Below are 26,055 nucleotides of genomic sequence, written 5' to 3'. Positions count from 1 at the left end.
TGCGATCGTCACCCAGGGGGATCGGCGCTGTATACGTGCCGGGGGTGACACGCAAACGGACGTGTCCGGAATCCAGTTTCATTCTACCGGCTCTGAGGGCCCAAGGTGGCATTGAACGCGCCTGTAACGGCCTGTCGCTCGATTTCCCCCGCTTCAAGCATCCCCCCACAGGAATGGGGGTCATCGCGCCTGCGGCTCTCTGATGGGTTTTCTCGCCGATTTGGCTCAGCCGTACGTGTCTCCTGGACCCTTGCTGCCGGTCACTCTGAGGCCACCGGACGTGCGCGGTGCGTTCTGCGGGCCTCTGACCTTCACCTTCGTCACCGTGCCGTGACCGAGCTCCTCGTTGAGCCGACGTACGAGAGTGCGCGCGAGCAGGCGCACCTGGGTCGCCCACGCGGTGGAGTCGGCGATGATCAGCACCTCCCCGTCGTCGAAGGAGTCCGGCTTGGTGTGCGCGGCCAGATCGGGACCGACGATGTCGGACCACCGGCCGAACACCCCGCCGACGGCCGCCGACCGCTCCCAGCCCCGCTCGGCGAGCAAGTCCATGATCGCGCGTCCGAAAAGCTGGGGATCGCCGGCGTCCCTGCGCGGGCCCGCCTTGCGCCTGGGCTCGCGGCGGGGCAACTGGCCGCGCTTGGCGGCGTCGGCCTTGGCCTGGGCGAGCTTCTCCCTGGCCATCGCGGCACCCCTGGTGGTGGGGTTGTCTTCAGCGGACACGCTTCACGCTCCCCTCGGCGACGTCGAACCTGCCCCCGATCAGCTCGGCGGGCACGTCGTCGTCCACCGCCGCGGTGATGAGCACCTGCTCGGCGGGGGCGACGATCTCGGACAGACGGCGTCTGCGCTGGCTGTCGAGCTCGGCGAAGACGTCGTCGAGTATCAGCACCGGATCGCCGCCGTCGGCGCGCAGCAGGTCGTAGGCGGCCAGGCGCAGCGCCAGGGCGAACGACCACGACTCGCCGTGGCTGGCGTAGCCGCGCGCGGGCAGCTCGCCGAGGCCGAGAATCAGGTCGTCGCGGTGCGGGCCGACGAGCGTGACACCCCGCTCCAGCTCTGCCGCGCGGACCTCCAATAGCCGCTCGCGGAGCCGTTCTTCAAGGGTTTTCCCCAAGTCTGTGGATAACGTCTGTGCATCGGAAGATCCCGTCTCACCGGGGATTTCGTCCTCAGCCGCGTCGGTGCCTGTGGACAAAGTGCTGCGATAGGCCAGGGTCGCGGGGGCGCTCGTGGGGGCGAGCGCGGCATAGGCTCCGGCGACCAGCGGGCGCAGCGCGTCGATGAGATCGAACCGTGCCTGAAGGAGCTCCGCGCCGTGCCGCGCCAGATGCGCGTCCCAGACCTCCAGAGTGCTCAGGACGTCGCCGGCGCCCGCCGCCGAGAATCCGGTGTCACTCTCGGCCCTTCGGGCGCTCCTGGCCCCTCTGCGGGCCTGCGAGGCCGCACGGAGGAGCGCCCCTCGCTGCTTCAGCACGCGGTCGTAGTCGGCGCGTACGCCGGCGAACCGCGGAGTGCGGCTCACCAGCAGCTCGTCGAGGAAACGCCGCCGCTCGGAGGGGTCGCCCTTGACCATCGACAGGTCCTCGGGGGCGAACAGCACCGTGCGCAGCAGGCCGATGACGTCACGCGGCCTGGACACGGGGGAGCGGTTGAGCCGCGCGCGGTTGGCCCGCCCCGGATTGATCTCCAGCTCGACCAGCGCCCGGCGGTCGTCCCGCTGGATGGCGCAGCGCACGATCGCCCTGCTCGCGCCCTGCCGTACGAGAGGCGCGTCGGAGGCCACCCGGTGGCTGGAGTGCGTCGCGACGTAGCCGAGGGCTTCGACCAGGTTGGTCTTGCCCTGGCCGTTGGGCCCCACGAACGCCGTGACGCCCGGCTCCAGGCCGAGCTCCACGGATGCGTAGGACCGGAAGTCGGTCAGCGAGAGGTGGGCGACGTGCACCCCAAGAAGGTTAGTGTGCCGCGCCCGTCACTGGGGTCACCGGCTTGCGCCTGTGGAAAACCGGTGGGGGATCCCGGTGGGGGATCACCGCACTTTCGGCGGTGTCACGTCGGCGCCGGGCGAGTCGGCGCCCATGCCCACCGAGCCCTCCGCCGAGGCGATCGGGTGGCCGCCGAACTGGTTGCGCAGCGCGGCGACGACCTTCATCGCGGGCGGGTCCTCCTGGCGCGAGGCGAACCTGGCGTACAGCGCGGCGGTGATCACAGGCAGCGGCACGGCGTGGTCCACCGCGGCCTGGACGGTCCACCGGCCCTCGCCGGAGTCCTGCGCGTAACCGCGCAGCTCGTCGAGGTGCTCGTCGCTGTCGAGCGCCCGCACCAGCAGGTCGAGCAGCCAGGAGCGGATCACGGTGCCGGTGCGCCAGCTGCTGAAGCAGCCCTTGACGTCCGTGACGATGTCGGAGGCTTCCAGGAGCTCCCAGCCCTCGGCGAAGGACTGCATCATGCCGTACTCGATGCCGTTGTGGACCATCTTGGCGAAGTGGCCCGCGCCGACCGCGCCCGCGTGGACGAAGCCGTCCTCGCCTTCCGGCTTGAGCGTCTCGAAGATCGGCATCAGGTGCCGGACGACGGAGTCGTCGCCGCCGCACATCAGCGCGTAGCCGTTCTGCAGGCCCCAGACGCCACCGCTCACGCCGCAGTCGACGAACCGGATGCCCTTCTCGGCCAGCTCGGCGGCGTGCTTCTGGTCATCCACATAGTGGGAATTACCGCCGTCGATGACGACGTCGCCCTCGGAGAGGAGCTTGCCGAGCTCGTCGACCGTCTGCTGGGTGGGCACGCCGGCCGGGACCATGACCCAGACCGCGCGCGGTGCCTCCAGCCTGTCGACCAGCTCTTTCAGGCTGCCGACGTCGCTGGCCTCCCGATGGTGGTCGTAGCCGACGACCTCGTGACCCCCGCGGCGCAGCCTTTCGGCCATGTTGCCGCCCATCCTGCCAAGTCCGACCATCCCGATCTGCATGGTGTACCAACTCCCCTAGTCAGAGCTCCATAATCCCCGATGGGATTCTCAGCTCGACAGGCGGATCGGCATGATCAGGTAACGGTAGTCCGGCACCCCGCCGTCATCCACAGGCTTGCCGCCGGTGAGGATGGCGGGCTTGGTGGACGTGGTCATCTGCAGCCGGGCGACGTCGGAGTCGATCGCGCCCAGGCCCTCCAGCAGGAACTGGTGGTTGAAGGCGATGTTCATCTCCTCGCCCTCGTAGTCCACGGGCAGGGCCTCGACGGCCTGCGCCTCGTCGCCGCTGCCCGCCTCCAGCACGACCTCGCCGCTCTTGAACGCCAGCCGTACCGGCGTGTTGCGCTCGGCGACCAGCGCCACGCGCTTGACCGCCTCGACGAACGCGGCTGTGGACAAGTCGGCGCGCGCCGAGAACTCCGTCGGCAGCAGCGAACGGTACTTGGGGAACTCCGGGTCGAGCAGCCGCGTCGTGGTCCGCCGTCCAGCGCTGGAGAAGCCGATCATGCCCTCTCCGGCGCCGCCCGCCGCGCTGAGCGCGATCTCCACCTCGGCGCCGGTCGCGCCGAGCGCCTTGGCCGAGTCGGCGAGCGTCTTGCCGGGGATCATCGCGATCGCCGCGAAGTCGGGCTGGTCCGGCTGCCATTTCAGCTCGCGTACGGCCAGGCGGTAACGGTCGGTCGCGGCGAGGGTGACGGTGTCGCCCTCGATCTCCATCCGTACGCCGGTGAGCATGGGCAGCGTGTCGTCCCGGCCGGCGGCGACGGCGACCTGGCCGACCGCGGCGGCGAAGACGTCGCTGCCCACCCGGCCGGCGGCCGGCGGCATGGCCGGGAGCGACGGGTAGTCCTCCACAGGCATGGTCAACAGGGTGAACCGGGCGCTGCCACAAGTGACGACCGCCTTGGCCCCCTCCACGACGAAGTCCACAGGCTGTGCGGGAAGCGCGCGGGTGATCTCGGCGAGCAGCTTGCCGGAGACCAGGGCGACGCCGGCCTCACCGGTGTGGAGTTCGAGCGTCACTTCGGCGGAGACCTCGTAGTCGAAGCCCGACAGCTTCAGCTGCTGGTCCTCGGTGACCTCCATGCGCATTCCGGCGAGGACGGGCACCGACGGCCGCGCGGGGAGGCTGCGTGCCGTCCATGCCACCGCCTCAGCGAGGACGTCTCGCTCGATTCGGAACATCACGGTCATCAGCCTCCGGATTTCGTCGTTGACTCAAGTGTCGCCTCTCCCGCACCTCGGTTCCGGGAGAACCCCTCTATGGGTCTTGAGTTTCTTAGTAAGAGAGATAGGTGGTCATCACACTAGGGGGTGTGGATAGTGTGGACAACCAGCGTTTCCCCAGGTCAATATGCGTGGCGTCATCCACTGAGGATGTGGGTGGCGCCTGGGGGAAACTTCGGCGCCTGGGGATGAACGTTCGTTGCCCACAGCTCGTCCCCAGATCATGGTGCGTTCATCCACCGGTTATCCACGAGGTTTCCACAGGTTGTCCACGGGGTAAACGGCCTCGCGGCGGACCCTCCAGAGACTGTGCACAGGCCGTCCACAAGTCATCCACCGGTTGTCCCCAAGTTGTCCTCAGGATGTCCCCAGATTTATCCCCAGGCTCTGCGCGGGATTTTTCTGGCGAAGATAGGACGTACGGCCGCCGCGTTCCGGCGTTTCCGCTGATCCACAGTGTTATCCACAGGCTGTGCATAACGGTCAGGATCCACGCGACGTCTGTTTGATACGCATTGTTAGCTCGTTGACCTGGTTGTACATCGACCTGCGCTCCGCGATGAGCGAGCGGATCTTGCGCTCGGCGTGCATGACGGTCGTGTGATCGCGGCCACCGAACTGCTGTCCGATCTTCGGCAGCGACAGCTCCGTCAGCTCCCGGACGAGGTACATCGCGATCTGCCGGGCGTTGACCAGCGCCCTGCTGCGCGAGCTGCCGCACAGGTCGTCGAGGCTGATGCCGAAGTATTCGGCGGTTTTGGCCATGATCGTGGAGATCGTGATCTCGCCCCCGCCGTCGGAGGTGATCAGGTCCTTCAGCACCACCTCGGCCAGCTGGAGATCCACACCCTGCCTGTTGAGGCTGGCGAACGCGGTCACCCTGATCAGGGCGCCCTCCAGCTCGCGGATGTTGGTGGAGATGCGACTGGCGATGTACTCCAGGACCTCGGGCGGTGCGGCCAGACCCTCCTGGATGGCCTTCTTCCTGAGGATCGCGATGCGCGTCTCCAGCTCAGGGGGCTGGACGTCGGTGATCAGGCCCCACTCGAACCGGTTGCGCAGCCGGTCCTCCAGCGTGATCAGCTGCTTAGGCGCCCGGTCGCTGGAGATCACGATCTGCTTGTTGGCGTTGTGGAGGGTGTTGAAGGTGTGGAAGAACTCCTCCTGCGTCTGCTCCTTGCCCTCCAGGAACTGGATGTCGTCCACGAGCAGGATGTCGATCGCCCGGTAGCGGCCGCGGAAGCCGTCGGCCTTGTGGTCGCGGATGCTGTTGATGAAGTCATTGGTGAACTCCTCCGAGCTCACGTACCTCACCCGCGCGCCGTCGTACAGGCTCTGGGCGTAATGCCCGATCGCGTGCAGGAGGTGGGTCTTCCCCAGGCCGGAGTCGCCGTAAATGAAGAGTGGGTTGTACGCCTTTGCGGGGGATTCGGCTACGGCCACCGCGGCCGCGTGGGCGAATCGGTTGCTGGCCCCGATGACGAATGTCTCGAAGGTGTACTTCTGGTTGAGCCGGGCGGGTTCGCTGGGCTTGTTGCTCTTCGCTTCCCAGCGGTTCTGCGTCGGCTCCGGCATTTTCTCCACAGGGGACTGCGTCTGTTCAAAAGAGAACGTGGGCTGTGGATATGCGGTGGATATCTGGGCCGGGTCCGGCTGTGGAGAATAGAACTGCGGAGGCTCGGAAACCTGGTAGTGCTGCACCGATGGGGGCTGTGCATAACGCGGCTGGTGGTCCGGGCCCTGGGGATAACTTTGAGTCACAGGCTGTGGATGAAGGTCCAGCATCGGCTGCTCGGGGGCCGTCGTGTCGATCATCACGGCCAGGCGCATGGCCCGGCCGAGCTCCTGGGAGAGCGCGTGGGCCACGAGGGGGCGCAACTTGCCCTCGATGAGGTCCTTGAGGAAGTCGTTGGGGACGCCCAGCACGATCGTGTCGTCGGCCAGGGCGATCGGGCGCACCATGGACAGCCAGGTGCGCTGCTGTATGGGGACGTTCTCGTTGAGGAAGTTGCTCAGGGCGTTCGCCCATACCGTGCCGAGGTCGACACCGTTCATGTGCGGTACCCCTCCTTCCTCTCGCGGCCCCCCGCGATCGATCGTTTACCGCTTGTCCGCTGCGGCGATTGGTCCACTGCGGTCCTGGTCGCTGGCGATTCGCGCATGTACGTCTTGGTTGTCGGTGCGCCGTCGCCGGTTGTCCACCGCGGTTAGTTATCCACATGGAGCTCCCGCCCGCAGGGGCGGCCGGCGCCTTCGTCCACAGCGTGGCGGCCGGGCTGGCTACCCAGACCATCCACAGGAGATCCACAGGTTGTGCACAGGCCCTGAGTGGCTCTGGAAGGGCGACAGTAGCCCTGTGCACAGCTGTGTTCAAGCGTTGTCCACAGCCTAGTGGTACCTGAGCGCACATACTGTGGACGTGGCCGGGGCGGTGGAAAACCCGCATGTGGATAAGTGGATAACTCGTTCGCCGCGGTCGCCAGTTTGACCTGGGGCATGCTTGCCCCGTAACGTGCCATGGTCGGCTTGTCACGCGACGGCTATTTCGCGTGCCCTCGCTCTCTTGGCAAGCCAGCCATGTGTGTATCAGCGCCCTTGCGGCGCACCTTCAAGCCTGGAGCCCACCCGTGAGCAAGCGTACTTTCCAGCCGAACAACCGTCGCCGCGCGAAGACCCACGGCTTCCGGCTGCGGATGCGCACCCGGGCCGGTCGCGCCATCCTGGCCGCTCGCCGCCGTAAGGGCCGCGAAACGCTGTCGGCCTGATCGACTCGCGTCCGATAGTCCGCCCGCCGGTGAAGTCCGCCGGCGGGCGATAGGCGTATATGGTGCTTTCCCGTCAATCCCGCATGCGACGCGGGGAGGAGTTCGAGGCGGCCGTCAAGCGTGGCAAGCGCGCGGGCCGTCCCACTCTTGTAGTGCATCTCGGCATTTCTGGGGATTCGACGCCTCTGGTTGGTTTCGTGGTGAGCCGAGCCGTCGGCGGAGCCGCCGTCAGGAACAAGGTCAAGCGACGGCTCCGACACCTGATGCGGGACCGTCTCGACCGGCTCCCGCGAGGTAGCCTGCTGGTGGTACGCGCCAATCCACCGGCCGCGTCAGCGCGATACGAGCACCTTGCCGCCGAGCTCGATCTCGCGTTGGATCGTTTGCTCAGGCGGCGCGAGTCCGCGATGGATGGACACAGATGACCGAGCAGCCGCAAGGGATGCCGAGCCTCGCCGCTCGGGCGTTGATCATCCCGATCCGGTTCTATCGGGCCTTCATCGGTCCGATGCTCGGTCCGCGCTGTCGGTTCTATCCGTCGTGCAGTGCTTACGGGCTCGAAGCGATAGCCGTACACGGTGCATTGCGCGGCACATGGCTGACTGTCCGGCGCATCGGGCGGTGCCACCCATTCCATCCCGGAGGTATAGACCCGGTGCCCCCACGCCCGGTTCGGTCCCACGAAACGCAAGGGAGATAGCTCGGTGGAGCTGTCCTGGCTGAGCTGGCTCTATGAAGCCGTAGCCCATGTCATCATCTGGATTCATCAGGGATACAGCACATTCCTCAACCCGGACAGCGGGCTGACCTGGGCCCTGACCATCGTCACGCTGACCGTGTTCATGCGGGTTCTGATCTTCCCGCTCTTCCTGAAGCAGATGCGCTCGTCGAAAAAGATGCAGGAACTCGCCCCCAAGGTGGCGGAGCTCCGCAAGCGTTACAAGAACGACAAGCAGCGCATGAACCAGGAAGTCATGGCGCTCTACCAGGGAGCGGGCGCCAATCCGCTCGGTGGCTGTCTGCCCGTGGTCGCGCAGTTCCCCATCTTCATCTCGATGTTCACCGTGCTGCGGGCCATGGCCGACGGCCGCCCGGTCTACGGCATGACGCAGCAGCTCGTCGACAGCGCCCGATCCGCGCACATCTTCGGCGCGCCGCTCCCGGCCAGCTTCTGGATGTCGCAGGCCCAGGTCGAGGGTTTCGGGGCCACCGTCGTCACGACGAAGATCGTGCTGGGTGTCTTCGTGGCGATCAGCTCGCTGACCACGTTCCTCACCGTCCGGCAGAGCGTCACGCGCTCGATGGCCCAGATGCCGGACAACCCCATGGCGCAGCAGCAGAAGATCCTGATGTACATCTCTCCGCTGTTCGCCTTCTTCAGCCTCAACTTCCCGCTGGGTCTGATCATGTACTGGGTCACCACGAACCTGTGGACGCTCGGCCAGCAGCACTGGTTCTACAGTCGGCACCCGATGCCGCAGTTCGACGCCAAGGGCAACCCGGTTCCGGTTGAGCCGAAGGCCGGCCTGCTCGCCAAGTTCCGCAAGCCCGCCGCCACTTCGGAAGAGGACGTGCCTCCCGCGCCGCCGGAGCCTAAGATCATTCGGCAGCAGCCCAGTCGCCAGTCCCGCAGCAAGCGCACCGGCAGCAAGAAGTCGTGAACACGAAGGAGAGGCCGGCCATGACCGAGGCCGAGCAGGAGAAGGCTCCTGATCTCAACGCGCTCGAGCAGGAAGGCGAGATCGCGGCAGACTACGTCGAAGGCCTTCTGGATATCGCCGACATCGACGGCGACATCGACATGGACGTCGAAGGCGACCGCGCGATGGTCTCGGTCGTCGGCGTCAAGGGCAGCGGCCTTGTCGGGCCCGAGGGCGAGGTTCTGGAGGCGCTCCAGGAGCTGACCCGCCTGGCCGTCCACCGGCAGACGGGGGAGCGGTCCCGGCTGATGCTCGACGTCGCCGGGTACCGGGAGCGGCGGCGCACGGAGCTCACCAAGCTCGGCACCGAGATCGCCAACGAGGTGAAGGAGAAGGGGGAGCCCAAGGCGCTGCACGCCATGACCCCCTTCGAGCGCAAGATCGTCCACGACGCGGTGGCCGCCGCCGGACTCCGGAGCGAGTCCGAGGGGGAGGAACCACACCGGTACGTGGTGGTTCTTCCGGCCTGACCCGCCGCCCTTCGCGCGCACGCTCGCCGACCGGCCGCCGTCCCCGCACTCGGGGGATGGCGGCCGGTCCGTGTGCGGGGCCGTTGTTTCCTGGAGCGCTCCCACCACGTACGTGGCGGGCAGCACGCTCGATGGAATTGCCGGATGGAGGAGCGTCCGAGCCGAGTGTGGAGAGTGTGGCGCGCGGACCTCATTCAGGCCGCCCCGCTAGTCTTCCAAAGTGATCGCACGCCTAGCCTTGGGTAGAGACCACCGCCTGGCGCGCCACCCGCCCATAACCCCCAAGGAAGGGCCACCAACCAGTGACCGATGAGCTGCCGCCTCCGCCCGACGAAGCGCGTGAGCTGCCCTCCCCGCCCGCTGTGGCGCGAGAGGTCTTCACGGGCGATGCGTGGGACCGCGCAGAGGCGTTCGCCGAGCTCCTGGCCGGCCCCGGGGTGGTACGCGGGCTGCTGGGCCCGCGCGAGGTCTCACGGATCTGGGATCGCCACCTGCTCAACTGCGCCGTCGTCGCCGAGGCCGTCCCGCCGGAGGTCCGGCTGGTCGACATCGGCTCGGGCGCCGGATTGCCGGGCCTCGTGCTGGCGATCGTACGACAGGACATCACGGTGACCCTGTTGGAGCCGCTGCTTCGCCGTACCGTCTTCCTGGAGGAGTGCGTCGAAGCGCTCAAACTGGACAACGTCGAGGTGTTGCGCGGCCGGGCGGAAGAATTGGCAGGCAAACGTGAGTTCGACGTCGCCAGCGCCCGTGCGGTCGCGCCACTTGACCGGCTGCTGAAGTGGGCCATGCCACTCCTTCGCGAAGGCGGCGAGTTGATTGCCATGAAGGGGGAGCGCGCCGCGGAAGAACTTGCCGAGGCGGAGCCCCAATTGCGGGCCTGTGGGGCGAGGACAGCCGAGCTTGTGACCGTCGGGCGCGGTAAGGTCGAGCCGCCTGCAACATTGGTTCGGGTGGTAGCGGGTCGTGCGCCGGAGTCCGGTAGGCGGCGACAAAGGAGGTGACGGTCATGCCAATCGCGTCAAGCGGTCTTGGCTGGCCGGACAGCCCTCTGTCCGAGAGTCCCAGCGGGGTTGGCTGGCCCGAAATGGGCGTGTCGCGACAGCCAATCCCTGGCATCGGCCTGCCACTGGTTGAAAGGATGGCCAACGTGACCCAGACCCCCCTAAACCCCGGTGATTCGCCGTTGGTACGAGAGGCGCTCAGCTCAGTGGTTTCACGTGAAACATCTGCCACCCAAACTGCCGCCGCCAAGTCAGGCGAAGCGCCCGGGGGAGGCGACGGCGCCTGGCCCAGGCCGCCCAAGTGCCGGGTGATCGCGGTGGCGAACCAGAAGGGCGGCGTCGGCAAGACCACAACCTCGGTCAACATTGCCGCCGCGCTCTCCATGCACGGTCAGCGCGTCCTCGTCGTCGACCTCGACCCCCAGGGCAACGCCTCCACGGCGCTGGCCACCGAGCACCGCGGCGATGTTCCGGACGTCTATCAGGTGCTCGTCGACGACCTGCCGATGGCCGACATCATCAAGGAAGTACCGGACATGCCGGGCCTCTATTGCGCGCCCGCCACCATCGACCTCGCCGGCGCCGAGATCGAGCTCGTCTCACTCGTCGCCCGTGAAGCCCGCCTCCGGCGCGCACTGGCGGCCTTCGAGGCGATCGAGCTCGACTACATCATCATCGACTGCCCGCCGTCGCTCGGCCTCCTGACCGTCAACGCCCTGGTCGCCGCCGAAGAGGTCATGATCCCCATCCAGTGCGAGTACTACGCGCTGGAGGGCCTGGGCCAGCTCCTCCGGAACGTCGACCTCATCAAGGTGCACCTGAACCCCACGCTCAGCCTCTCGACGATTGTCCTCACCATGTACGACGGCCGCACCCGGCTTGCGTCCCAGGTCGCCGACGAGGTCCGCTCCCACTTCGGAGAAACCGTCCTCAGCACGGTCATCCCACGCAGCGTCCGCCTCTCGGAGGCCCCCAGCTACGGTCAGTCGGTCATGACGTACGACCCCGGCTCCAGCGGCGCCATGGCCTACATGGACGCCGCCCGGGAAATAGCCCACCGCGCCATCGCCTGACCTTCCGCCGCCCTTGTGCGGCTGATCTTGTACGGCCGGCCGAACCTCGTACGGCAGGGTGCGGCAGTCGGCTCCACAGACCATGTCCACAGCTTGTTTCCGACTGGCGGGTCCCACGGACGGCTTCCGCGTGCGGACCGCTCACGGATGCCTCCTACCCCCGGGCGGCCCCTCACAGATCGTCCTGGGTCGTCTATCGCAGACAGCCCCCGGACCCGCCTGCACAGCTCGTACCAAAGACGCCCCACAGACTGACTGCTTCCCCTCCACGGACGCCGCCCTACGGACTGCCGCATGGACGACCCACGGCTCGTGTTCCATGGCCCGCCTCCCGCGGAACGGCTTCCGGGTCGCCTTCCACGGAACGACTTCCAGACCGCCTACCGCAGGACGGCGTACGGACCGTCGTCCACGGATGGACCACCACGGACCGCTTCTGCCGGCGGTCCGGCTGGCAGTCCTACTGGTGTGTTCGCCATTGGCGTGTCACCGCTGGTATGCCGTCATCGGCGGTGGCTCGACATCCTCGAACGCCCGCTCCGAGATCCCACCACCCCGCTGCCACAGAGGAAACGACCGCTTACGTTTCTGGAGCCGATCGAAAGCGACATCCACACCAGGAATATCACGGTCGCTCAACGCGTGATCCATAGGACTCCCACTCACGAATCGCCGGGCACCGGTAACGCAATCACGAATAACGAGTCCCAGTTGCGCCCAGACGGAGTCCCCGCTCCACCGGCCCACCAGCCCGCCGCTTCGCCAGCCCGCCAGCCCGCCAGCCCACCGGCCCGCCAGCCCGCGGGCCGCCGCTCCACCGGCCCACCGCTCCACCGGCCCACCGACCCACCGGCCCACCGACCCACCGGCCCACCGACCCACCAGCTCACCAGCCCGCCGGCCTCCCACCTCGGCCATCCCCCTCACCCGCCCCCAGGATGCTGCGGCGCGTTCGCGAACCGCACGCCATCGGCGTCGAGGTGCTCGCGACGCCCTGGGGCGTCCACTGCACGCGCGTCGAGCATGTGGCCCACAGCGGGGAGCGGCCCGGCACGCCCAGGGCGTACGCACACTCGTAGGCCGCCTCACCACGCTCGCGGCAAGGTGCCGACACGCCCAGGGAGCGCACGGCGGATTCATGGAGTACAGCACGCGCACACACGCTGATTCCCCGCCCCGACCGCACATCACTTCTAGGCCGGAATCATGCCGGGATCCTTTTGAACAGTCGTCTTCGCAGTCACACCCATTCATTGGGTAGGCCTGCGGAGGGCATGCCTGGTCGGATGTGTACGCGTGAGCGTGTGGCGGTGTAAATCCGGAGGAACCGCGCGTGGCGAGCGGGCACCCCGTTGCGTTGACGACGGTAACCTCTCCTGGAGTGACCGGAATCGGCCCGGTGGATGAGGAGACGCAGTGAGTCAGCAGCGGCGGGGATTGGGCAAGGGGCTCGGGGCACTCATCCCGACCGGTCCCATCGTTGACGGCACGGGGACAGTCGCCCCTGCGAATGGAGCAACGGGGGAGACCGGCCCGAGGCCAATTGCCGGAGCGTACTTCAGGGAGATCGCCCTCAGCGCGATCATTCCCAACCCGCGCCAGCCCCGCGACGTCTTCGACGACGACCGCCTCAAGGAATTGTCCGCGTCCATCCGCGAAGTCGGCCTGCTCCAACCAATCGTCGTACGCTCGGTGGGCGGAGGCCAGTACGAGCTGATCATGGGAGAGCGCCGCTGGCGCGCCTGCCAACTGGCCGAGCTGGACCCGATCCCCGCGATCGTCCGCAACACCCAGGACGACGAACTCCTCAGAGACGCCCTGATCGAAAACCTCCAGCGCGAGCAACTCAACGCCTTGGAAGAAGCCGCCGCATACCAGCAGCTTCTCGACGACTTCCGGGCGACACACGAACAGCTCGCCCAGAAGGTCGGCCGCTCCCGTTCCCACATCACCAACACCCTGCGCCTGCTCAACCTCCCGCCGGAGGTCCAGCGCCGCGTCGCCGCCGGCACCGTCAGCGCCGGCCATGCCCGTGCTCTCCTCAGCCTCGACAGCTCGGAAGAGCAGATCCAACTGGCCAAGCGAATCGTCGCCGAACTCCTCTCGGTCAGGGCCGTCGAAGAGATCGTCTCCCTCGGCAGCTCGAAGGCGGCTCCAAAGGCCACCCGTGAACGCCAGCCCAACAAGCCGTCGGCACCCGGCCTCGTCCACCTCGCAGACCGCCTCTCCGACCACTTCGAGACCAAGGTGAAGGTCGACCTCGGTCGCCGGAAGGGCCGCATCGTGGTGGAGTTCGCGACGATCGACGACCTTGAGCGCATCATCGGCACCATGGCTCCCGAGGCTGTCCGCGCCATGAAGGACACCGAAGACTGACCCCTGTTTCACGTGAAACCATCGGCCAGCAAGCTCCGTGCCGCCTAGGGCTGTTCGCCAAGCAGCCCGTGTTTCACGTGAAACACTCGCAGCCCCCTCTCCGTCCCGCTGGCACTACCGCGTCCCATGAGCGCCGCTACACCCCCGCCACGCTTCCCCTTTCTACCGCCGCCTTGTCTCTCCGCTCCGCACCGAACGCTCCGCGATTCGGAACCGCGCCGCATCTCTCGGTATCGAACCGAACTGTGCCCTCCGAACCGCGTCGGCCGCACGGCCTCCCCTATGTCCCTTCCCGCGTCGCGCTTCCCGCGTCGCGCTTCCCGCGTCGCGCTTCCCGCGTCGCGCTTCCCGCGTCGCGTGAGCCGGGCCGCGTGAGCCGGGCCGGGTTAGGCGGGGCTGGGGGAGTACCGCCCCCGCGCGGCCCACCTTGCCCGTGATTCGCCTCTTCCGTTGCCGCTGCATTCCGCACAAGACTCTGTGTTCTGCGCGGCGCTGAGATTCCGCCGCCGCGTCGCCTCGCACCGTAGGCCTCGCACCGTAGGCCTCGCACCGTCGGCATCGTGCGTCTGCACCGCACCGTCTGCACCGCGTCAAATGGGATCGCGTCAAATGGGATCGCACCATCGGCATGCGTCGCCCCAGCCGCGCCGCGCCCGTCCGCCACCCGGCCTTCGTTCTGCTTGCGCTGCCTGGCTCCCCATGCCGTGCCTTGCTCCCTCCTTCTCTTCTCGATGGGCCTCTCGTGTCAGGCGTCCGCTCCGCGTCTAAGTCACCGGCGTATAAGGCGTCTTCCAGTAGGCCTGGGCCGTGCCCAATTTCGTGCCAGACGCCAGTCGTGTAAGCGGACACCAGGAAATCCACATCAGTGGACATGATGATCCCGGTACGCGGTCAAACGACTCCAGGTGGGCAGCCGCGAAGAATCCTGGCGGACGGACTCGTGCTCGACGGTCATAGGGCCTGGTGTCGGTGTACAGATGTTTGTGAAGAGCCTGGCGCCGATTGGTGTTCACATCGATGGTGGAGGCTTCTGCTGCCCTCCTGCCGCGTCAGACAGGTCAAGCGCACCGTCCAGTTTCGCGCCGTCGAAGTTTGCCCCCGTTATCAGCGCATCAGTGAGCCTGGCCCCATCGAGGATCGCGCCTGCCAGATCCGCGGTCGTGAGAAGCGCGCGGGTGAGGTCGGCTCGCCAAAGGTTTGCGTGAGAGAGATCTGCTCCGGCCAGGTCAGCGTCGGTGAGGTTGGCTTGGGCAAGGTCAACCCCGCCGAGTCGTGCTCCTGCCAGATCCGCGCCTGCAAGATTCGCCTCAGCCAGATCAACTCGTCCGCGGTCGGGGTCATCATGGCTGACGTTTCGGCGGCCTATCACCGCCACGGCTGCCTGTACGTCCGCCCGCAGCCGTGGCCGCCCTTTCAACGATGCCGTCGCCTTCTCGTCCTGCCCGTGCACATCACGGTCGGGTGTGTTGGCGTGGGCAAGTCGGGAAGGCTAGCGCACGAACGCGGTAAGCACCTCTATCACGGTCGGATGATCGCGCGCCGAGTCACGAGCGATACGTTCCAGCGCGTAGATACCACCCAGCCGGACGGCCAGCTCTGTTGAGCCGAGTTGCTTGATCGCTTTGGTGTATCGATCTGTGACCAAGCCCTGCTCGCTGAGAGCGAGAGTCCGCTGGCCCACCTCGTGCGTACGCCGGGCGGTGTCGGCGTTGCGGGCGGCGTAGAACACCGCCACAAGCGCCACCACTCCCGTCGAAACTGCCAGCCCCCGGCCCCGGATCGCGTCCAGTGCTTCAGCACGCTCTTTGCCCGATAATCCCGTCACGCCGTCGACGTGCTCCAGGACCCAGCCTGCCCGGGGCCGAGCAACCACATCAAGCCCACCAGCAAAATCAAGCCTGCAGCCGCCAAGAACGTCGGATCCAGCCTCCGTGTACGGACGGCCATGCGCGAAACCGTCATCGCCCGAAACGTCTCAGCCAACCGCACCTTGCGCCTCCACTCGCCTGGCCTCCACCACACGAAGGCCAGGCCCGGATCGTACTTGGTGATCGAAGACGCAGACAGGGGAAACGATCATCTGCGGAACCCCGCGACACTTCTTTGAACGCCCTTCCCTCGCACGTTGGCGGGTACTTGTGTGGCCGCTCTCTGTGGCACGTAGTAGCGGGGTTCTAAGGCGTGTCGCCCGGTGCGTCCGCGCCATTGGGGTTTGGTTCGAGTGGTGTTAATCGGTGGTGCGTTGGCCATTACGTGGCTCAGTAAGACGGATTGGTGCTGTGGCTTGGTGGGCGCTCTGTCGGATGGTGCTGTGGTGGGCGGGATCTTGTTGGGATGGTGGGTGGTTGGTTTCACGTGAAACAGAGGCGTTGGCGGGCTCGTTGGCTGGGGTCTGCGGCGATGTTTCACGTGAAACCGGGAGTCGGGAGCTTGGAGAACAGCCAGGCCCGGGAGGTCAGGCGATGACGAGGGATTTGCGGATGTCGTCGAGGAAGTCGTCTACGTGGTCCGGGGTGGTGTCGAAGGCGGTCATCCAGCGGACGGTGCCTGCGGCCTCGTCCCAAGGGTGGAACAGGTAGCGGTTGAGGAGGGCGGCAGTGGCTGCCTTGGGGAGGGTGGCGAAGACGGCGTTCGATTGGACGGGGTAGGCGATGGTGATGCCGGGGAGGTCGGCGATGCCGTTGGCGAGGCGGGTGGCCATGTGGTTGGCGTGGGTTGCGTTGTGGCGCCAGAGGTCGTGGGTGAGGAGGGCGGAAAGTTGGGCGGAGATGAAGCGCATCTTGGAGGCCAGTTGGAGGGACTGGCGGCGGAGGAAGGGGATGGCGTGGGCGAGGGAAGGGGAGAGGACTATGACCGCTTCAGCCGCCAGGGCGCCGTTCTTTGTGCCGCCGAAGCTGAAGATGTCCACGCCGACTTCGGTGGTGATCGCGCCGAGGGTGGTGTTCAGGTGGGCGGCGGCGTTTGCCAGTCTGGCGCCGTCCATGTGAAGGAGTAGGCCGGCGGCGTGTGCTGTGTCGGCGAGGGCGGCGATTTCTTCGGGGGAGTAGCAGGTGCCGAGTTCGGTGACTTGGGAGATGGAGACGACACGGGGCTGGGATTCGTGGTGGCTGCCCAGGGTGTCGAGGCGTGCGGTGATGTCTCGAGGGCGTAGCTTGCCGTCAGCTGTGGGGGTTGTCAGGAGCTTCGTGCCCAGTAGCCGCTCTGTCGCGCCTGTTTCGTGGGTGGCGATGTGGGCGGTGTCGGCGCAGACGATGGCGTCGTAGCGGCCGAGCATGGGGGCGAGGCCGACCATGTTGGCGCCGGCGCCGTTCAGGACGGCGAAGCCTTCCGCCTTGGGGCCGAAGGTGTCTTTGATGAGGTGCTCGAAGGTGGATGTCCAGCGATCGCCGCCGTAGGCGGGTGCGTCTCCGTGGTTCGCCGCGGTCATGGCTTCGAGGATGGTGGGGTGGACGCCGGCGTGGTTGTCGCTGGCGAAGCTCTTGGGGTAGGTCGAATCGGTCAGCACATGGTCAGGCTACTTTCAGGCGTCAGAGGGGGAGGGGGAGGGCGGGCCGGATGCCAGCCATCGCTAGGGGGCGGCGTCTTCTGGCTCGGCTCGGCTCCTGCTGCGTCGCCAGGTTCGTGGTGATGCTCCCTGTTGTGGGGGACCGGTGGTGGGTCGAGGAGAGGTCGGCGGGGTGTGTCGAAAGTGCGGGGCCGCCCGGGAGTGGGCGGGGAGGGCGGGCCATATGGGGGTGTGTCGAAAGTGCGGGGCCGCGGGCGCTGGCTCGGGCGGCGAAAGCCCCGTACCGCAGTAGGCCGCTCGGGGGTGGACTGAGAGAGCGGGCCACGCGGGGGCGGGCGAAAGAGCGAGGCAGGCGGCTGGGCTGGTGGCGACGGAATGATCACGTCGGTCGATGGACGGGAGCCGGTGTGGTGAGCGGTCATGAGAGGCGAGGAAGAGGAAGAAGAGAAAAGCGTGGCCTGAGAAATTGGGCCAGGGGCGGCGATTGGGCTGGGGACGGAGATTGGCGGGGGAAGGGCAAGGCGAGGCCGGTGCTGGGCTTGTGAGGCGAAGCGGAGATCGTGCTGGGAATGCCGAGGAGAGGTAGGAGAGCGCCTGGCCGTAAGGCGAGGTAGGGGTCGGTGCGAAGGAAACGCCGAGCAGAAGCTCGACACTGGAGGGGGGAGGCAGAGGCGCGTCTGGGATTGAAGGCAAGGCAAGGTCTCCGCCCGGCGCGTGAAGGCGGGTGAGGTCGCGTCGGGATTGCCGAAGGGAGGTAGGAGAGCGCTTGGGCGTGTGAAGGAGAGTGGGGCCGGTAACGGGGTTGTCGAGGGGATCTAGGGGAGTGTCTGGCCGGGCCAGCGGCCGACCCAGTGCCGGCCGACCCAGTGCCGGCCGACGTGGCGAGGGCGTGTGAGGGCGGAACCGGGGTACGGCCGTTCCCGGGGGAGCGCCTGGGCGTGCGAAGGCGAGGTAAGGACGGCGCTGGACGTACGAAGCTGGACGTACGAAAAGACGTACGACGGGGAGCCGGGGTCGGAGCCCTGGGGATGTGGTTAAGCGTGGGAGCGGGAGGCCGCGTTCTGGAGGAGGATCCGGCAGAGGTCGCCAAGGTCCCGGCCCGCTGCCTCCGCCGCCATCGGCAGCAGGGACGTCTCCGTCATCCCGGGAGCCACGTTGACCTCCAGGAAGTGAGCCTCGTCTGAGGCGTCGACGATGAGGTCGGTGCGGGAGATGTCGCGGAGGCCTAGGGCGGTGTGAGCCGTCACGGCGGTTTCGGCGCAGGCGGCCGCCGCCTTGGCGGACAGGCGGGCGGGGGCGAAGAACTCGGTGTGGCCGGCGGTATAGCGGGCCGCGTAATCGTAGACGCCCTCATCCGGGACGATTTCGACGGCAGGCAGGGCGATCGGGCCATTGCCCAGGTCGACCACCGAGACCGCTACTTCGACGCCCTCCACGTAACGCTCGATCAGCGCCGTGTCGCCGTACGCGAAACAGCCGACCATCGCGGCGGGGAGTTCTTCGGCGGTGCGGACGATCGAGGCGCCCAGGGCGGAGCCGCCGCGGGCGGGCTTGACGAACAGGGGGAGGCGGAGATGCTCCACGATGCGGCCCAGGACGGCTGTGGCGCCGAGGTCGTGGAAGGTCTCCTTGGGCAGGGTGACCGACGCGGGGGTGCGCAGGCCGACCGAGCGTACGACCGCTTTGGCGGTGGGCTTGTCGAAGGCGACCCGGCACGCGTCGGGGTTGGCGCCGACGTAAGGGACGTTCAGGAGTTCGAGGATGGAACGGATGGCGCCGTCCTCGCCCGCGCCGCCGTGCAGCGTGACGAAGACCGCGTCCGGAGGATCGGCCAGGATGTACGGCACGAGTGACGCGTCAGTGTCGCGGGCCTCCACGTCGATGCCCACCGCCCGCAGCACCTCGCTCACCCGGCGACCCGAGCGCAGGGATACCTCCCGCTCGTAGGAGAGTCCCCCGGCCAGCACGAGTACGTGGCCCAGATCGCTCATTAGTTCTCCTCCGCTGATCGCACACGCGGTCCAACCGTACCGGCGCTTGGGTGGAATGGTGTACAGCAGGTGCTTTCTACCGTGCGGGTAACGGAGTTTCCGGGCGCATCGGTACACGCCACGGCGAATGTGGCCGGCGCCCGCTTGGGACGCCGGCCAAGAAAAGGTCAGGCCAAATCAGGCCCGGGCGTATCCACGCCCACGTGCCCCCGAGTCGACCCGGTCCCGAACGTGTCCCGCAGCTGGATCTCCTGCTCGATCACCCCGGCCAGCCGCCGAACCCCTTCCCGAATCCGATCGGGCTCGGGGAAGCAGTAAGACAGCCGCATCTGCCGAGCCCCACTCCCATCGGAGAAGAACCCGGTCCCGGGCACGAACGCCACTCGCTCCGCCACGGCCCGCGGCAGGATGGCCTTCGAGTCCAGGCCCTCCGGCAGCGTCGCCCACACGAAGAAGCCCCCGGCCGGTCGGGTCCAGCTGACCTCGGGGGGCATGAGCGCCGAGAGCGCGTCGAGCAGCGTGTCGCGTCGCTCGCGATAGAGCTCCTTGAACGTTTTGATCTGCTCCCGCCACGGCTGCGTGGCCAGGTACTGGCCCACGGCCAACTGGGTGAAGGACGAGTGCGAGAGCACGGCCGACTCCATGGCCAGCACGAGCTTGTCGCGGATGGCGTGCGGCGCCAGCGCCCAGCCCACCCGGAACCCGGGGGCGAGCGTCTTGGAGAACGACCCGAGATAGACCACGCCGTCGGGATTGTCGGCCCGCAGCGCACGCATCGGCTCGCCGTCGAAGCCGAGCAGCCCGTACGGGTTGTCCTCGATGATCAGCACCCCGGCCCGCTGGCAGATGTCGAGCACCTGCTGCCGCCGGGCCACGTTCAGGGTGACGCCGGCGGGGTTCTGGAAGGTGGGGATCGTGTAGAGGAACTTGATCGGGGCACCCGCGGTCTCAAGCGCGTAGATGGTCTGCGCGAGGGATTCGGGAATGATGCCCTGATCGTCCATAGCGATATGAACCACTTTGGCCTGGTATGCGGCGAAAGTGCCGAGGGCGCCAACGTACGTCGGACCTTCGGCCAGCACCACGTCACCCGGGTCGATGAAGATCCGGGTGATCAGATCAAGCGCTTGCTGCGAACCTACGGTGACGACCACGTCGTTCGCCCCGGCCTGGATCCCCTCCAGCCGCATCACGTCGCAGATCTGCTCACGCAGGTGCGGATCGCCCTGCCCGGAGCCGTACTGCAGCGCGACGGTACCGCGCCTGGTGACCAGATCGGACACCAGCTCGCCGACCATGTCGAGAGGGAGGGCCGTGACGTACGGCATGCCGCCCGCGAGCGAGACCACCTCGGGCCTCGACGCGACGGCGAAAAGAGCTCGGATCTCGGAGGCGACCATCCCGGTAGCTCGAGCTGCGTACCGATCGACGTAGGCGTCGATGCGCGACCCTTGGGTCGCGGGCGTCTGACCGTGATCAAGCTCTTCCGTCACGGTCCACCTCCTTGGTGTCATTTGTCGCTGAAGTACCAGATTACGCCAGCCGGACATGTCGGCTGTGACCGGGCCTGACCGTGGTGCTAGCCGATGGCGGGACCGTCACTGGGCTACGATGCCAGGTGGGGACGCGTTTTTCGCGCGCTTTTCCGGGTCAACGATTGGGGCCGTAGTTGTCGCGTCGGCTGGTCAACATAACCCTGGATAATCTGGACGATCTGCCGCGCCGCTGCCGACGGTGCGTCTTCTGGGAGCTCGACCCGGTCAGCGGGGAGCGCGCGATCGATTCTGGTGATCCAGCGCTGGAGAAAGAGGCATGGCTCTCCGGCACGCTGCTCGAATGGGGCAGCTGCGGCAAGATCGTGTACGTCGACGGGGTGCCCGCCGGATTCGTCGTCTACAGCCCGCCGCTCTACACCCCCCGTTCGGTGGCCTTCCCCACCTCGCCGGTCAGTGCGGACGCGGTTCTGTTGATGACCGCGCACATCATCCCGGAGTTCTCGGGTGGCGGCCTGGGCCGGATGCTGATCCAGGGTGTGGCCAAGGACCTGACGCGCCGCGGAGTGAAGGCCATCGAGGCCTTCGGCGACCTCAAGTGGGAGGAGCCGAGCTGCGTGGTCCCGGCCGACTACCTGCTTTCCGTAGGTTTCAAGACGGTACGCCCGCATCTGCGGTTCCCCCGGCTCCGGCTGGAGCTGAAGACCGCCGTCTCGTGGCGTGAGGACGTCGAGGTGGCCTTGGAGCGCCTGCTCGGCTCCATGAGCCCGGAACGAGCCCTTCGTCCCGTCTGACGCCTTCTCAGGGCACGACGGCAAGAAACAACGCCAAGACACGACGCCAAACGGAAGCCCCCTGAGCGAATCTCGCCAGGGGGCTTCCGGTTGAAACGGTACGGGCGTCGTCAGATGAGGCCCTCGAGCTCGCGCAGCAGCATGGCCTTCGGCTTGGCGCCGATGATCTGCTTCACGACCTCTCCACCCTTATAGACGTTCAGCGTGGGGATTTGGAGCACACCATAATTGCGCGGGACATCCGGGTTCTCGTCGATGTTGAGCTTGACGATCTCCAGCTTGTCGCCGTGCTCCTTGGCGATCTCCTCGAGGATGGGCGATACCTGACGGCATGGGCCGCACCACTCGGCCCAGAAGTCGACGAGCACGGGCTTGTCGCTCTTGAGGACCTCGGCCTCGAAGGTGGCGTCGGTTACTGCCTTCACGGTGCGCTCCTTAATTGTTGTTCGTGGCCTGCCAGCGTCAGTTGTCGTTCGTGGCCAGCCAGCGCTCGGAGTCGAGTGACGCCGAGCAGCCGGTGCCGGCCGCGGTGATGGCCTGCCGGTAGATGTGGTCGACCACGTCACCCGCGGCGAAGACGCCGTCGATGTTGGTCTCCGTGGTGGGCGCGGACACCTTGACGTAGCCGTCGTCGTCGAGGTCGATCTGCCCCTTGACCAGCTCGGTGCGCGGGTCGTGGCCGATCGCTATGAACAACCCGTCGGTGGCCAGCTCGGATTCCTCGCCGGTCTTGAGGTTGCGCAGCTTGACGGCCTCAACCCGATCGGCGCCGAGGACATCGACGACCTCGCTGTCCCAGACGAAGCGGATCTTGTCGTTCGCGAACGCCCGATCCTGCATGATCTTGCTGGCCCGCAGCTCGTCGCGGCGGTGCACGACGGTGACCATGCGGCCGAAGCGGGTCAGGAACGTGGCCTCTTCCATCGCCGTGTCGCCGCCACCGACGACCACGATGTCCTTGTTGCGGAAGAAGAAGCCATCACACGTGGCACACCAGGAGACACCGCGACCGGACAGCCGCTTCTCGCTGGGCACGCCGAGCTCGCGGTAGCCGGAGCCCATGGCCAGGATGACCGACTTGGCGTAGTAGGTCTCGCTGTGGGTCTTGATCACCTTGGGATTGGCCGCCAGGTCCACTTCGAGGACATCGTCCGCGACCAGCTCGGCGCCGAACCGCTCGGCCTGCTTGCGCAGGTTGTCCATCAGGTCGGGGCCCATGATGCCGTCGGGGAAACCGGGGAAGTTCTCGACGTCGGTGGTGTTCATCAGCGCACCGCCTGCCGTGACCGACCCCTCGAAGACCAGCGGCTTGAGCTCGGCACGCGCGGAGTAAACGGCCGCCGTGTATCCAGCGGGGCCGGATCCAATAATGATCACGTTACGCACGTCGCTCAACGCTCTCACGCCTTCCTCGTCTGCTCTTGCCTGTCGCCTCAACAGATCCTAGGCCGCCGTGATTCCCGGGCTCGTTCTCAACGTACGCCCATAACGAAAGAGCCCGCCGAAGCGGGCTCTGACGTGGGAATCAAGTTACCGGCGGCTCATCAAGCTACCAACTGCCCACCGTGGGCTTGCGCAGGTTCTTGCAGTTGAACGGGTCGACGATGTCGATGCGAAGGGTCTTGGCCGACTTGTTCTTCCAGGAGGTCATGATGACGGCCTCCTGCCCGTTGTACTGCCCCTGGTCGACCGCGAAGACCTTGAGCTTCGTACGGTTCGCCACCCGGTTGACGCACTTGTCGACCCCGTCGACGTCAGAGGAGCCGCCACCCACTATGGGCGCGGGCCCGAAGAAGCTTTCGAGTGGCTGCTTCAACTCCTGGTCGCTGTAGTTGTGCCCGCTGTCGGTAAGCGCGTACGCCTTGCCCCGCTCGGTCACCCTGGTCGGCGACGGCGCGTCAGCGGTCACTCCCTGCTGTCCGGCGACGATGGTGCCGCCACCCGAGAACAGGTTGGTCGAGAGCACCGCGGTGCCCACCACAGCCGCCGCGGCAGCAGCGGCGACCGCGGGCATCGCCCACCGGCGTCGTCGTGCGGCCTTGCGCCCGGCTGGGACGATGGTGCCGTCATCGGAGACCACCCCGAGGCGTACCGGCTCCTGCCGAGGGTCGTTTCCCGGCAGAGGGTCGTTTCCCGGTACCCAGGGAGAGTCCCGCATGAGCTCATCCCAGTTGGGTGGTTCCGCGAGGCCGACACCCCCGCGCCCGGATCCCGCTTCGGCGGCCAGAGCCTTGTCGATGCGCAGTGCGACCCCCATCGGCATAGCCGGAGTCGGAGTCGCCGCGAGCACCTCGCGAACCGCTGCCAGATCGGCCAGTAGCTCCCCACAGGGGTCGCATACCGCGAGATGCTCGCGGACCTGGCGGGCCGTGCCAGCGTCTAGGAGACCCTCGGCCAACTCGGCCAGGATTTCCAGATCGTAGTGCGTATCACCCGTCACGAAGTTCTGCTCCCTTCGCGGATGAGACGCGACTGAGGTCCGATCGGTTCCGCAGATGCGAAAGAATCGGGGCAAGTTTCGCGCGCCCCCGCGCGCACCGGCTCTTCACCGTCCCGCTGGGCACTTCGAGCACCTGAGCTGCGTCTTCGACCGAATAGCCCATCATGTCGACGAGCACAAGCGCGGCCCGCTGGTCTGTAGGAAGCATTTTCAGAGCGGCCGAAACCTCCATCGAAACCTCACGCTCACCCGTCTGATCGGGCATGGGCGTGTCACGCTCGGCGGCCTCGATGAGCTCGTCATCGGCGACCGGTCTGACAGATTTGCGGCGCATCCGGTCGAGGCAGGCATTGACCACGATTCGGTGCAGCCAAGTGGTGACCGCGGCCTCGCCGCGGAACGTGCCCGCCTTCCGGTAAGCGGATACGAAAGCGTCCTGCACGGCGTCGGCCGCCTCGTCGGGATCGCCCAGCGTGCGCAGGGCAACGGCCCACATGCGGTCACGGTGTCTTTTGACGATCTCGCTGAAGGCGTGAGGATCCCCATTGATGTGCGCGGTCAGCAGCTCGGCGTCGGTGACGGCGGGCCGGTCCGCGGATGAAGGTGTATCGGGTGGGGAGTTCACAAGAGGGATTCCTGGGTTATGCCGATCCGGGAGAATGCACCACTACTTCATAGATGGTGCCATGAAACTTGCCCGCATCTGCCGGAAGACGGGTAAACCAGATCAAAACGTACCGCCCACTTGCGGCTTGATCAGGCTTCAAGGTGATCTTCCCGGACCCGTTTTTCTCCTTGGCGACGGTCTTCAGCGAGCCCAGCTCGGGCGCGTCGCCGACCTTCAGCTCGACGCTCGCACCGGACGCTTCGGCCAGCGTAGCCACCACGTCGTCGATCTGCACGGACTTGCCCATGTCGAGCAGCAGACCCACGCCGTCCTTGAGATTGCCCAGGTCGGCGCTGTTGTAGTTCTCGGTCTTCCAGAACGTGCTGGGCTTGCCGTCGATGGCGAGCGGCGCCATCTCGCCCTTCTCCTCCCGGTCGGCGAGCGGGTCGAAGCCGCTCGCCTTCTCCGGCTTGACGACGACCATCGGCTGCGCGGACGCGGAGGCCGAGGCGGTCGGGGAGGTCTCCGCCTGCGGGGCGTTCGGACTGCCCAGGCTGCGGCCGATCGTCCAGGCGCCGACGCCGACCGCGGCGATGACGAGCAGCACCACGACGGTCATCAGCACCCGGTTGAGCATGCTGCCGCCGCTCGGCGCGCGGGGCGGCATGGGCCGGGGCTGCGGGGGCAGCGGCGGGCGCCGCTCGGTCTCGATGCCTTCGGAGTGCGAGGCCGACTGCACCGCCGGGGTCGGGGGATAGGCGATCGGGATGGGCATGGGCCGGGCCACGTTGGCGAGCGCGTCGGCGATCTCGGACGGGCTGGTCAGCGCGGCGTGGCCCTTGCGGGACTCGGGAAGGCAGGCCCTGATGGTGACCGCGTCGAGGTATCCGGGCACTCCGGCGGTGACCTGGCGGGGCGTACAGAAGTGCCCGTCGATCATCGGCGCCGTGGGCAGGCCGGTCTCCTCCTCGTCGCCCGGCCAGTGGCCGGCCAGCCCCGCGTAGAGCAGGCGGCCCAGCCCTTCGGCGTCGTCGAGGGCGGGCTGGTCGGTGGTGAGGCCGGACAGTGCCGCGTCGACCGCGACGCCGAGCACCTTGACCGTGTTACCGGTCGTCCACACCAGGTGCTCGGGGCGCAGGCACAGGTGGTAGAGGTCGGCCTCGTGGGCGTGGGTCAGCGCCTCGGCGGCCTCGGCGACCAGGCCGGCGGCTCGCTCCGGCTCCAGCGGGCCGGCCGCGAGCAGGTCTGACAGGGTGTCGCCGGTCACCCACTCGCTGACCACGTACGAGTGGTCGTCGTGCTCGGCCGCGTCGAACACCTGGGTCAGGCGCGGATCGGTTAGCCTGCTGGCCGCGCGGGCGGCCGTGACCACTTCATGGACGCGGGGAAAGTCAGGGGAGAAGGTGTGGACCGCGACGGGTCGCGCGAGAATCTCGTCGATCGCCTTCCACAGGGTGGCTCCATCGGACTCGCTCACCCTGTCCTCAAGCCGGAAGCGTTCGGCGAGACGGGTGCCGGGTTCGACCGACGACGTGCTCACTGACTGACTCCGCTCGGCCGCTCGGGGGTGCACATGACTCGACTCACCTGCGTGGGGGTGTACCACGTAGGCACGCTATGCCGGGTGGTTCCGCCCACGCCC

The 26,055-nt window shown here is 67.2% G+C and carries 25 protein-coding genes; 10 read left to right on the top strand and 15 right to left on the bottom strand.

Going from position 1 to position 26,055, the window contains the following annotated elements; genetic code table 11:
• Window positions 1-225 precede the first annotated feature (225 nt).
• From AB0F17_RS51675 to dnaA, 5 genes are all read right to left on the bottom strand, one after another.
• Window positions 226-723 carry a DciA family protein gene (locus tag AB0F17_RS51675; RefSeq protein WP_358039822.1) on the bottom strand — a complete coding sequence of 166 codons (498 nt, stop codon included), beginning with the start codon at window positions 721-723 and terminating at the stop codon, window positions 226-228.
• The gene (recF, locus tag AB0F17_RS51670) at window positions 713-1,945 is read right to left on the bottom strand and encodes a DNA replication/repair protein RecF (RefSeq protein ID WP_358039819.1); all 1,233 of its coding nucleotides are present in this window, start codon (window positions 1,943-1,945) and stop codon (window positions 713-715) included. The genes AB0F17_RS51675 and recF overlap by 11 nt, the downstream gene beginning before the upstream one ends.
• Window positions 1,946-2,029: 84 nt before the next feature.
• On the bottom strand, window positions 2,030-2,968 hold the full coding sequence (gene gnd, locus AB0F17_RS51665) for a phosphogluconate dehydrogenase (NAD(+)-dependent, decarboxylating) (protein ID WP_358039816.1): 939 nt from the start codon (window positions 2,966-2,968) through the stop codon (window positions 2,030-2,032).
• A 48-nt stretch (window positions 2,969-3,016) separates the two neighbouring features.
• Complete coding sequence (dnaN, locus tag AB0F17_RS51660; RefSeq protein ID WP_358039813.1) at window positions 3,017-4,156, bottom strand: DNA polymerase III subunit beta; 1,140 nt, start codon at window positions 4,154-4,156, stop codon at window positions 3,017-3,019.
• Between the two features lie 522 nt (window positions 4,157-4,678).
• Window positions 4,679-6,250, bottom strand: coding sequence for a chromosomal replication initiator protein DnaA (dnaA, locus tag AB0F17_RS51655; protein WP_358039810.1), 1,572 nt, complete (start codon window positions 6,248-6,250; stop codon window positions 4,679-4,681).
• Between the two features lie 572 nt (window positions 6,251-6,822).
• On the opposite strand from dnaA, the gene rpmH reads away from it, so the two are divergent.
• The 9 genes from rpmH to AB0F17_RS51610 all read left to right on the top strand — a co-directional run bounded on the left by rpmH (window position 6,823) and on the right by AB0F17_RS51610 (window position 13,583).
• Window positions 6,823-6,960 (top strand): 50S ribosomal protein L34, encoded by a 138-nt coding sequence (rpmH, locus tag AB0F17_RS51650; protein ID WP_093172456.1) that lies wholly within the window; start codon window positions 6,823-6,825, stop codon window positions 6,958-6,960.
• A 59-nt stretch (window positions 6,961-7,019) separates the two neighbouring features.
• Window positions 7,020-7,385 (top strand): ribonuclease P protein component, encoded by a 366-nt coding sequence (rnpA, locus tag AB0F17_RS51645; protein WP_284734947.1) that lies wholly within the window; start codon window positions 7,020-7,022, stop codon window positions 7,383-7,385.
• 17 nt (window positions 7,386-7,402) lie between these two features.
• A complete protein-coding gene (gene yidD / locus AB0F17_RS51640; protein WP_250905286.1) occupies window positions 7,403-7,660 on the top strand; it encodes a membrane protein insertion efficiency factor YidD in 258 nt (85 codons plus the stop codon).
• Between the two features lie 4 nt (window positions 7,661-7,664).
• Window positions 7,665-8,621 carry a membrane protein insertase YidC gene (yidC, locus tag AB0F17_RS51635; protein ID WP_358039806.1) on the top strand — a complete coding sequence of 319 codons (957 nt, stop codon included), beginning with the start codon at window positions 7,665-7,667 and terminating at the stop codon, window positions 8,619-8,621.
• Window positions 8,622-8,641: 20 nt separating this feature from the next.
• Window positions 8,642-9,130: a R3H domain-containing nucleic acid-binding protein gene (locus tag AB0F17_RS51630; protein ID WP_358039803.1), complete on the top strand. Its 489-nt coding sequence runs from the start codon at window positions 8,642-8,644 to the stop codon at window positions 9,128-9,130.
• A 344-nt stretch (window positions 9,131-9,474) separates the two neighbouring features.
• On the top strand, window positions 9,475-10,134 hold the full coding sequence (gene rsmG / locus AB0F17_RS51625) for a 16S rRNA (guanine(527)-N(7))-methyltransferase RsmG (protein ID WP_358039884.1): 660 nt from the start codon (window positions 9,475-9,477) through the stop codon (window positions 10,132-10,134).
• A 137-nt stretch (window positions 10,135-10,271) separates the two neighbouring features.
• On the top strand, window positions 10,272-11,207 hold the full coding sequence (locus AB0F17_RS51620) for a ParA family protein (RefSeq protein WP_358039800.1): 936 nt from the start codon (window positions 10,272-10,274) through the stop codon (window positions 11,205-11,207).
• 938 nt (window positions 11,208-12,145) lie between these two features.
• Complete coding sequence (locus AB0F17_RS51615) at window positions 12,146-12,286, top strand: hypothetical protein (RefSeq protein ID WP_358039797.1); 141 nt, start codon at window positions 12,146-12,148, stop codon at window positions 12,284-12,286.
• Between the two features lie 337 nt (window positions 12,287-12,623).
• Window positions 12,624-13,583 carry a ParB/RepB/Spo0J family partition protein gene (locus AB0F17_RS51610; protein WP_358039794.1) on the top strand — a complete coding sequence of 320 codons (960 nt, stop codon included), beginning with the start codon at window positions 12,624-12,626 and terminating at the stop codon, window positions 13,581-13,583.
• Window positions 13,584-14,592: 1,009 nt separating this feature from the next.
• Here the strand turns inward: AB0F17_RS51610 and AB0F17_RS51605 are convergent.
• From AB0F17_RS51605 to AB0F17_RS51585, 5 genes are all read right to left on the bottom strand, one after another.
• The gene (locus tag AB0F17_RS51605) at window positions 14,593-15,033 is read right to left on the bottom strand and encodes a pentapeptide repeat-containing protein (RefSeq protein ID WP_358039792.1); all 441 of its coding nucleotides are present in this window, start codon (window positions 15,031-15,033) and stop codon (window positions 14,593-14,595) included.
• Window positions 15,034-15,072: 39 nt separating this feature from the next.
• A complete protein-coding gene (locus AB0F17_RS51600) occupies window positions 15,073-15,408 on the bottom strand; it encodes a hypothetical protein (protein ID WP_358039789.1) in 336 nt (111 codons plus the stop codon).
• 630 nt (window positions 15,409-16,038) lie between these two features.
• Window positions 16,039-17,088 (bottom strand): beta-eliminating lyase-related protein, encoded by a 1,050-nt coding sequence (locus AB0F17_RS51595; RefSeq protein ID WP_358039786.1) that lies wholly within the window; start codon window positions 17,086-17,088, stop codon window positions 16,039-16,041.
• Between the two features lie 1,034 nt (window positions 17,089-18,122).
• A complete protein-coding gene (locus AB0F17_RS51590) occupies window positions 18,123-19,079 on the bottom strand; it encodes a D-alanine--D-alanine ligase (RefSeq protein ID WP_358039783.1) in 957 nt (318 codons plus the stop codon).
• Between the two features lie 167 nt (window positions 19,080-19,246).
• The gene (locus tag AB0F17_RS51585; protein WP_358039881.1) at window positions 19,247-20,479 is read right to left on the bottom strand and encodes a PLP-dependent aminotransferase family protein; all 1,233 of its coding nucleotides are present in this window, start codon (window positions 20,477-20,479) and stop codon (window positions 19,247-19,249) included.
• Between the two features lie 269 nt (window positions 20,480-20,748).
• On the opposite strand from AB0F17_RS51585, the gene AB0F17_RS51580 reads away from it, so the two are divergent.
• Entirely contained in the window at window positions 20,749-21,366 is a 618-nt protein-coding gene (locus AB0F17_RS51580) for a GNAT family N-acetyltransferase (protein ID WP_219535088.1), read from the top strand.
• A 110-nt stretch (window positions 21,367-21,476) separates the two neighbouring features.
• Here AB0F17_RS51580 and trxA read toward each other — a convergent pair whose 3' ends face one another.
• The 5 genes from trxA to AB0F17_RS51555 form a co-directional block, all read right to left on the bottom strand.
• Window positions 21,477-21,791, bottom strand: a complete 315-nt coding sequence (gene trxA / locus AB0F17_RS51575) for a thioredoxin (RefSeq protein WP_214635245.1) — start codon at window positions 21,789-21,791, stop codon at window positions 21,477-21,479.
• Window positions 21,792-21,828: 37 nt separating this feature from the next.
• Window positions 21,829-22,761 (bottom strand): thioredoxin-disulfide reductase, encoded by a 933-nt coding sequence (gene trxB / locus AB0F17_RS51570; protein WP_358039878.1) that lies wholly within the window; start codon window positions 22,759-22,761, stop codon window positions 21,829-21,831.
• 154 nt (window positions 22,762-22,915) lie between these two features.
• The gene (locus AB0F17_RS51565; protein ID WP_358039779.1) at window positions 22,916-23,806 is read right to left on the bottom strand and encodes a zf-HC2 domain-containing protein; all 891 of its coding nucleotides are present in this window, start codon (window positions 23,804-23,806) and stop codon (window positions 22,916-22,918) included.
• The gene (gene sigM, locus AB0F17_RS51560) at window positions 23,796-24,431 is read right to left on the bottom strand and encodes an RNA polymerase sigma factor SigM (protein WP_358039776.1); all 636 of its coding nucleotides are present in this window, start codon (window positions 24,429-24,431) and stop codon (window positions 23,796-23,798) included. The genes AB0F17_RS51565 and sigM overlap by 11 nt, the downstream gene beginning before the upstream one ends.
• Before the next feature lie 16 nt (window positions 24,432-24,447).
• Window positions 24,448-25,953 carry a protein kinase family protein gene (locus AB0F17_RS51555; RefSeq protein ID WP_358039773.1) on the bottom strand — a complete coding sequence of 502 codons (1,506 nt, stop codon included), beginning with the start codon at window positions 25,951-25,953 and terminating at the stop codon, window positions 24,448-24,450.
• Window positions 25,954-26,055 lie beyond the last annotated feature (102 nt).

Origin of the sequence: Nonomuraea sp. NPDC026600 (assembly GCF_040638335.1) — a bacterium.
GTDB lineage: Bacteria > Actinomycetota > Actinomycetes > Streptosporangiales > Streptosporangiaceae > Nonomuraea.
The sequence above is the reverse complement of the archived record's forward strand: the minus strand, read 5'-3'. Positions and strand labels throughout refer to the sequence as shown.

What these genes read in the sequence shown, in the direction of transcription:
- gnd (WP_358039816.1), bottom strand. Translation starts at nt 2,968, where the DNA reads ATGCAGATCGGGATGGTCGGACTTGGCAGGATGGGCGGCAACATGGCC.
- dnaA (WP_358039810.1), bottom strand. Translation starts at nt 6,250, where the DNA reads ATGAACGGTGTCGACCTCGGCACGGTATGGGCGAACGCCCTGAGCAAC.
- rnpA (WP_284734947.1), top strand. Translation starts at nt 7,020, where the DNA reads ATGGTGCTTTCCCGTCAATCCCGCATGCGACGCGGGGAGGAGTTCGAG.
- yidD (WP_250905286.1), top strand. Translation starts at nt 7,403, where the DNA reads ATGCCGAGCCTCGCCGCTCGGGCGTTGATCATCCCGATCCGGTTCTAT.
- AB0F17_RS51630 (WP_358039803.1), top strand. Translation starts at nt 8,642, where the DNA reads ATGACCGAGGCCGAGCAGGAGAAGGCTCCTGATCTCAACGCGCTCGAG.
- AB0F17_RS51620 (WP_358039800.1), top strand. Translation starts at nt 10,272, where the DNA reads ATGGCCAACGTGACCCAGACCCCCCTAAACCCCGGTGATTCGCCGTTG.
- AB0F17_RS51615 (WP_358039797.1), top strand. Translation starts at nt 12,146, where the DNA reads ATGCTGCGGCGCGTTCGCGAACCGCACGCCATCGGCGTCGAGGTGCTC.
- AB0F17_RS51590 (WP_358039783.1), bottom strand. Translation starts at nt 19,079, where the DNA reads ATGAGCGATCTGGGCCACGTACTCGTGCTGGCCGGGGGACTCTCCTAC.
- AB0F17_RS51585 (WP_358039881.1), bottom strand. Translation starts at nt 20,479, where the DNA reads ATGGTCGCCTCCGAGATCCGAGCTCTTTTCGCCGTCGCGTCGAGGCCC.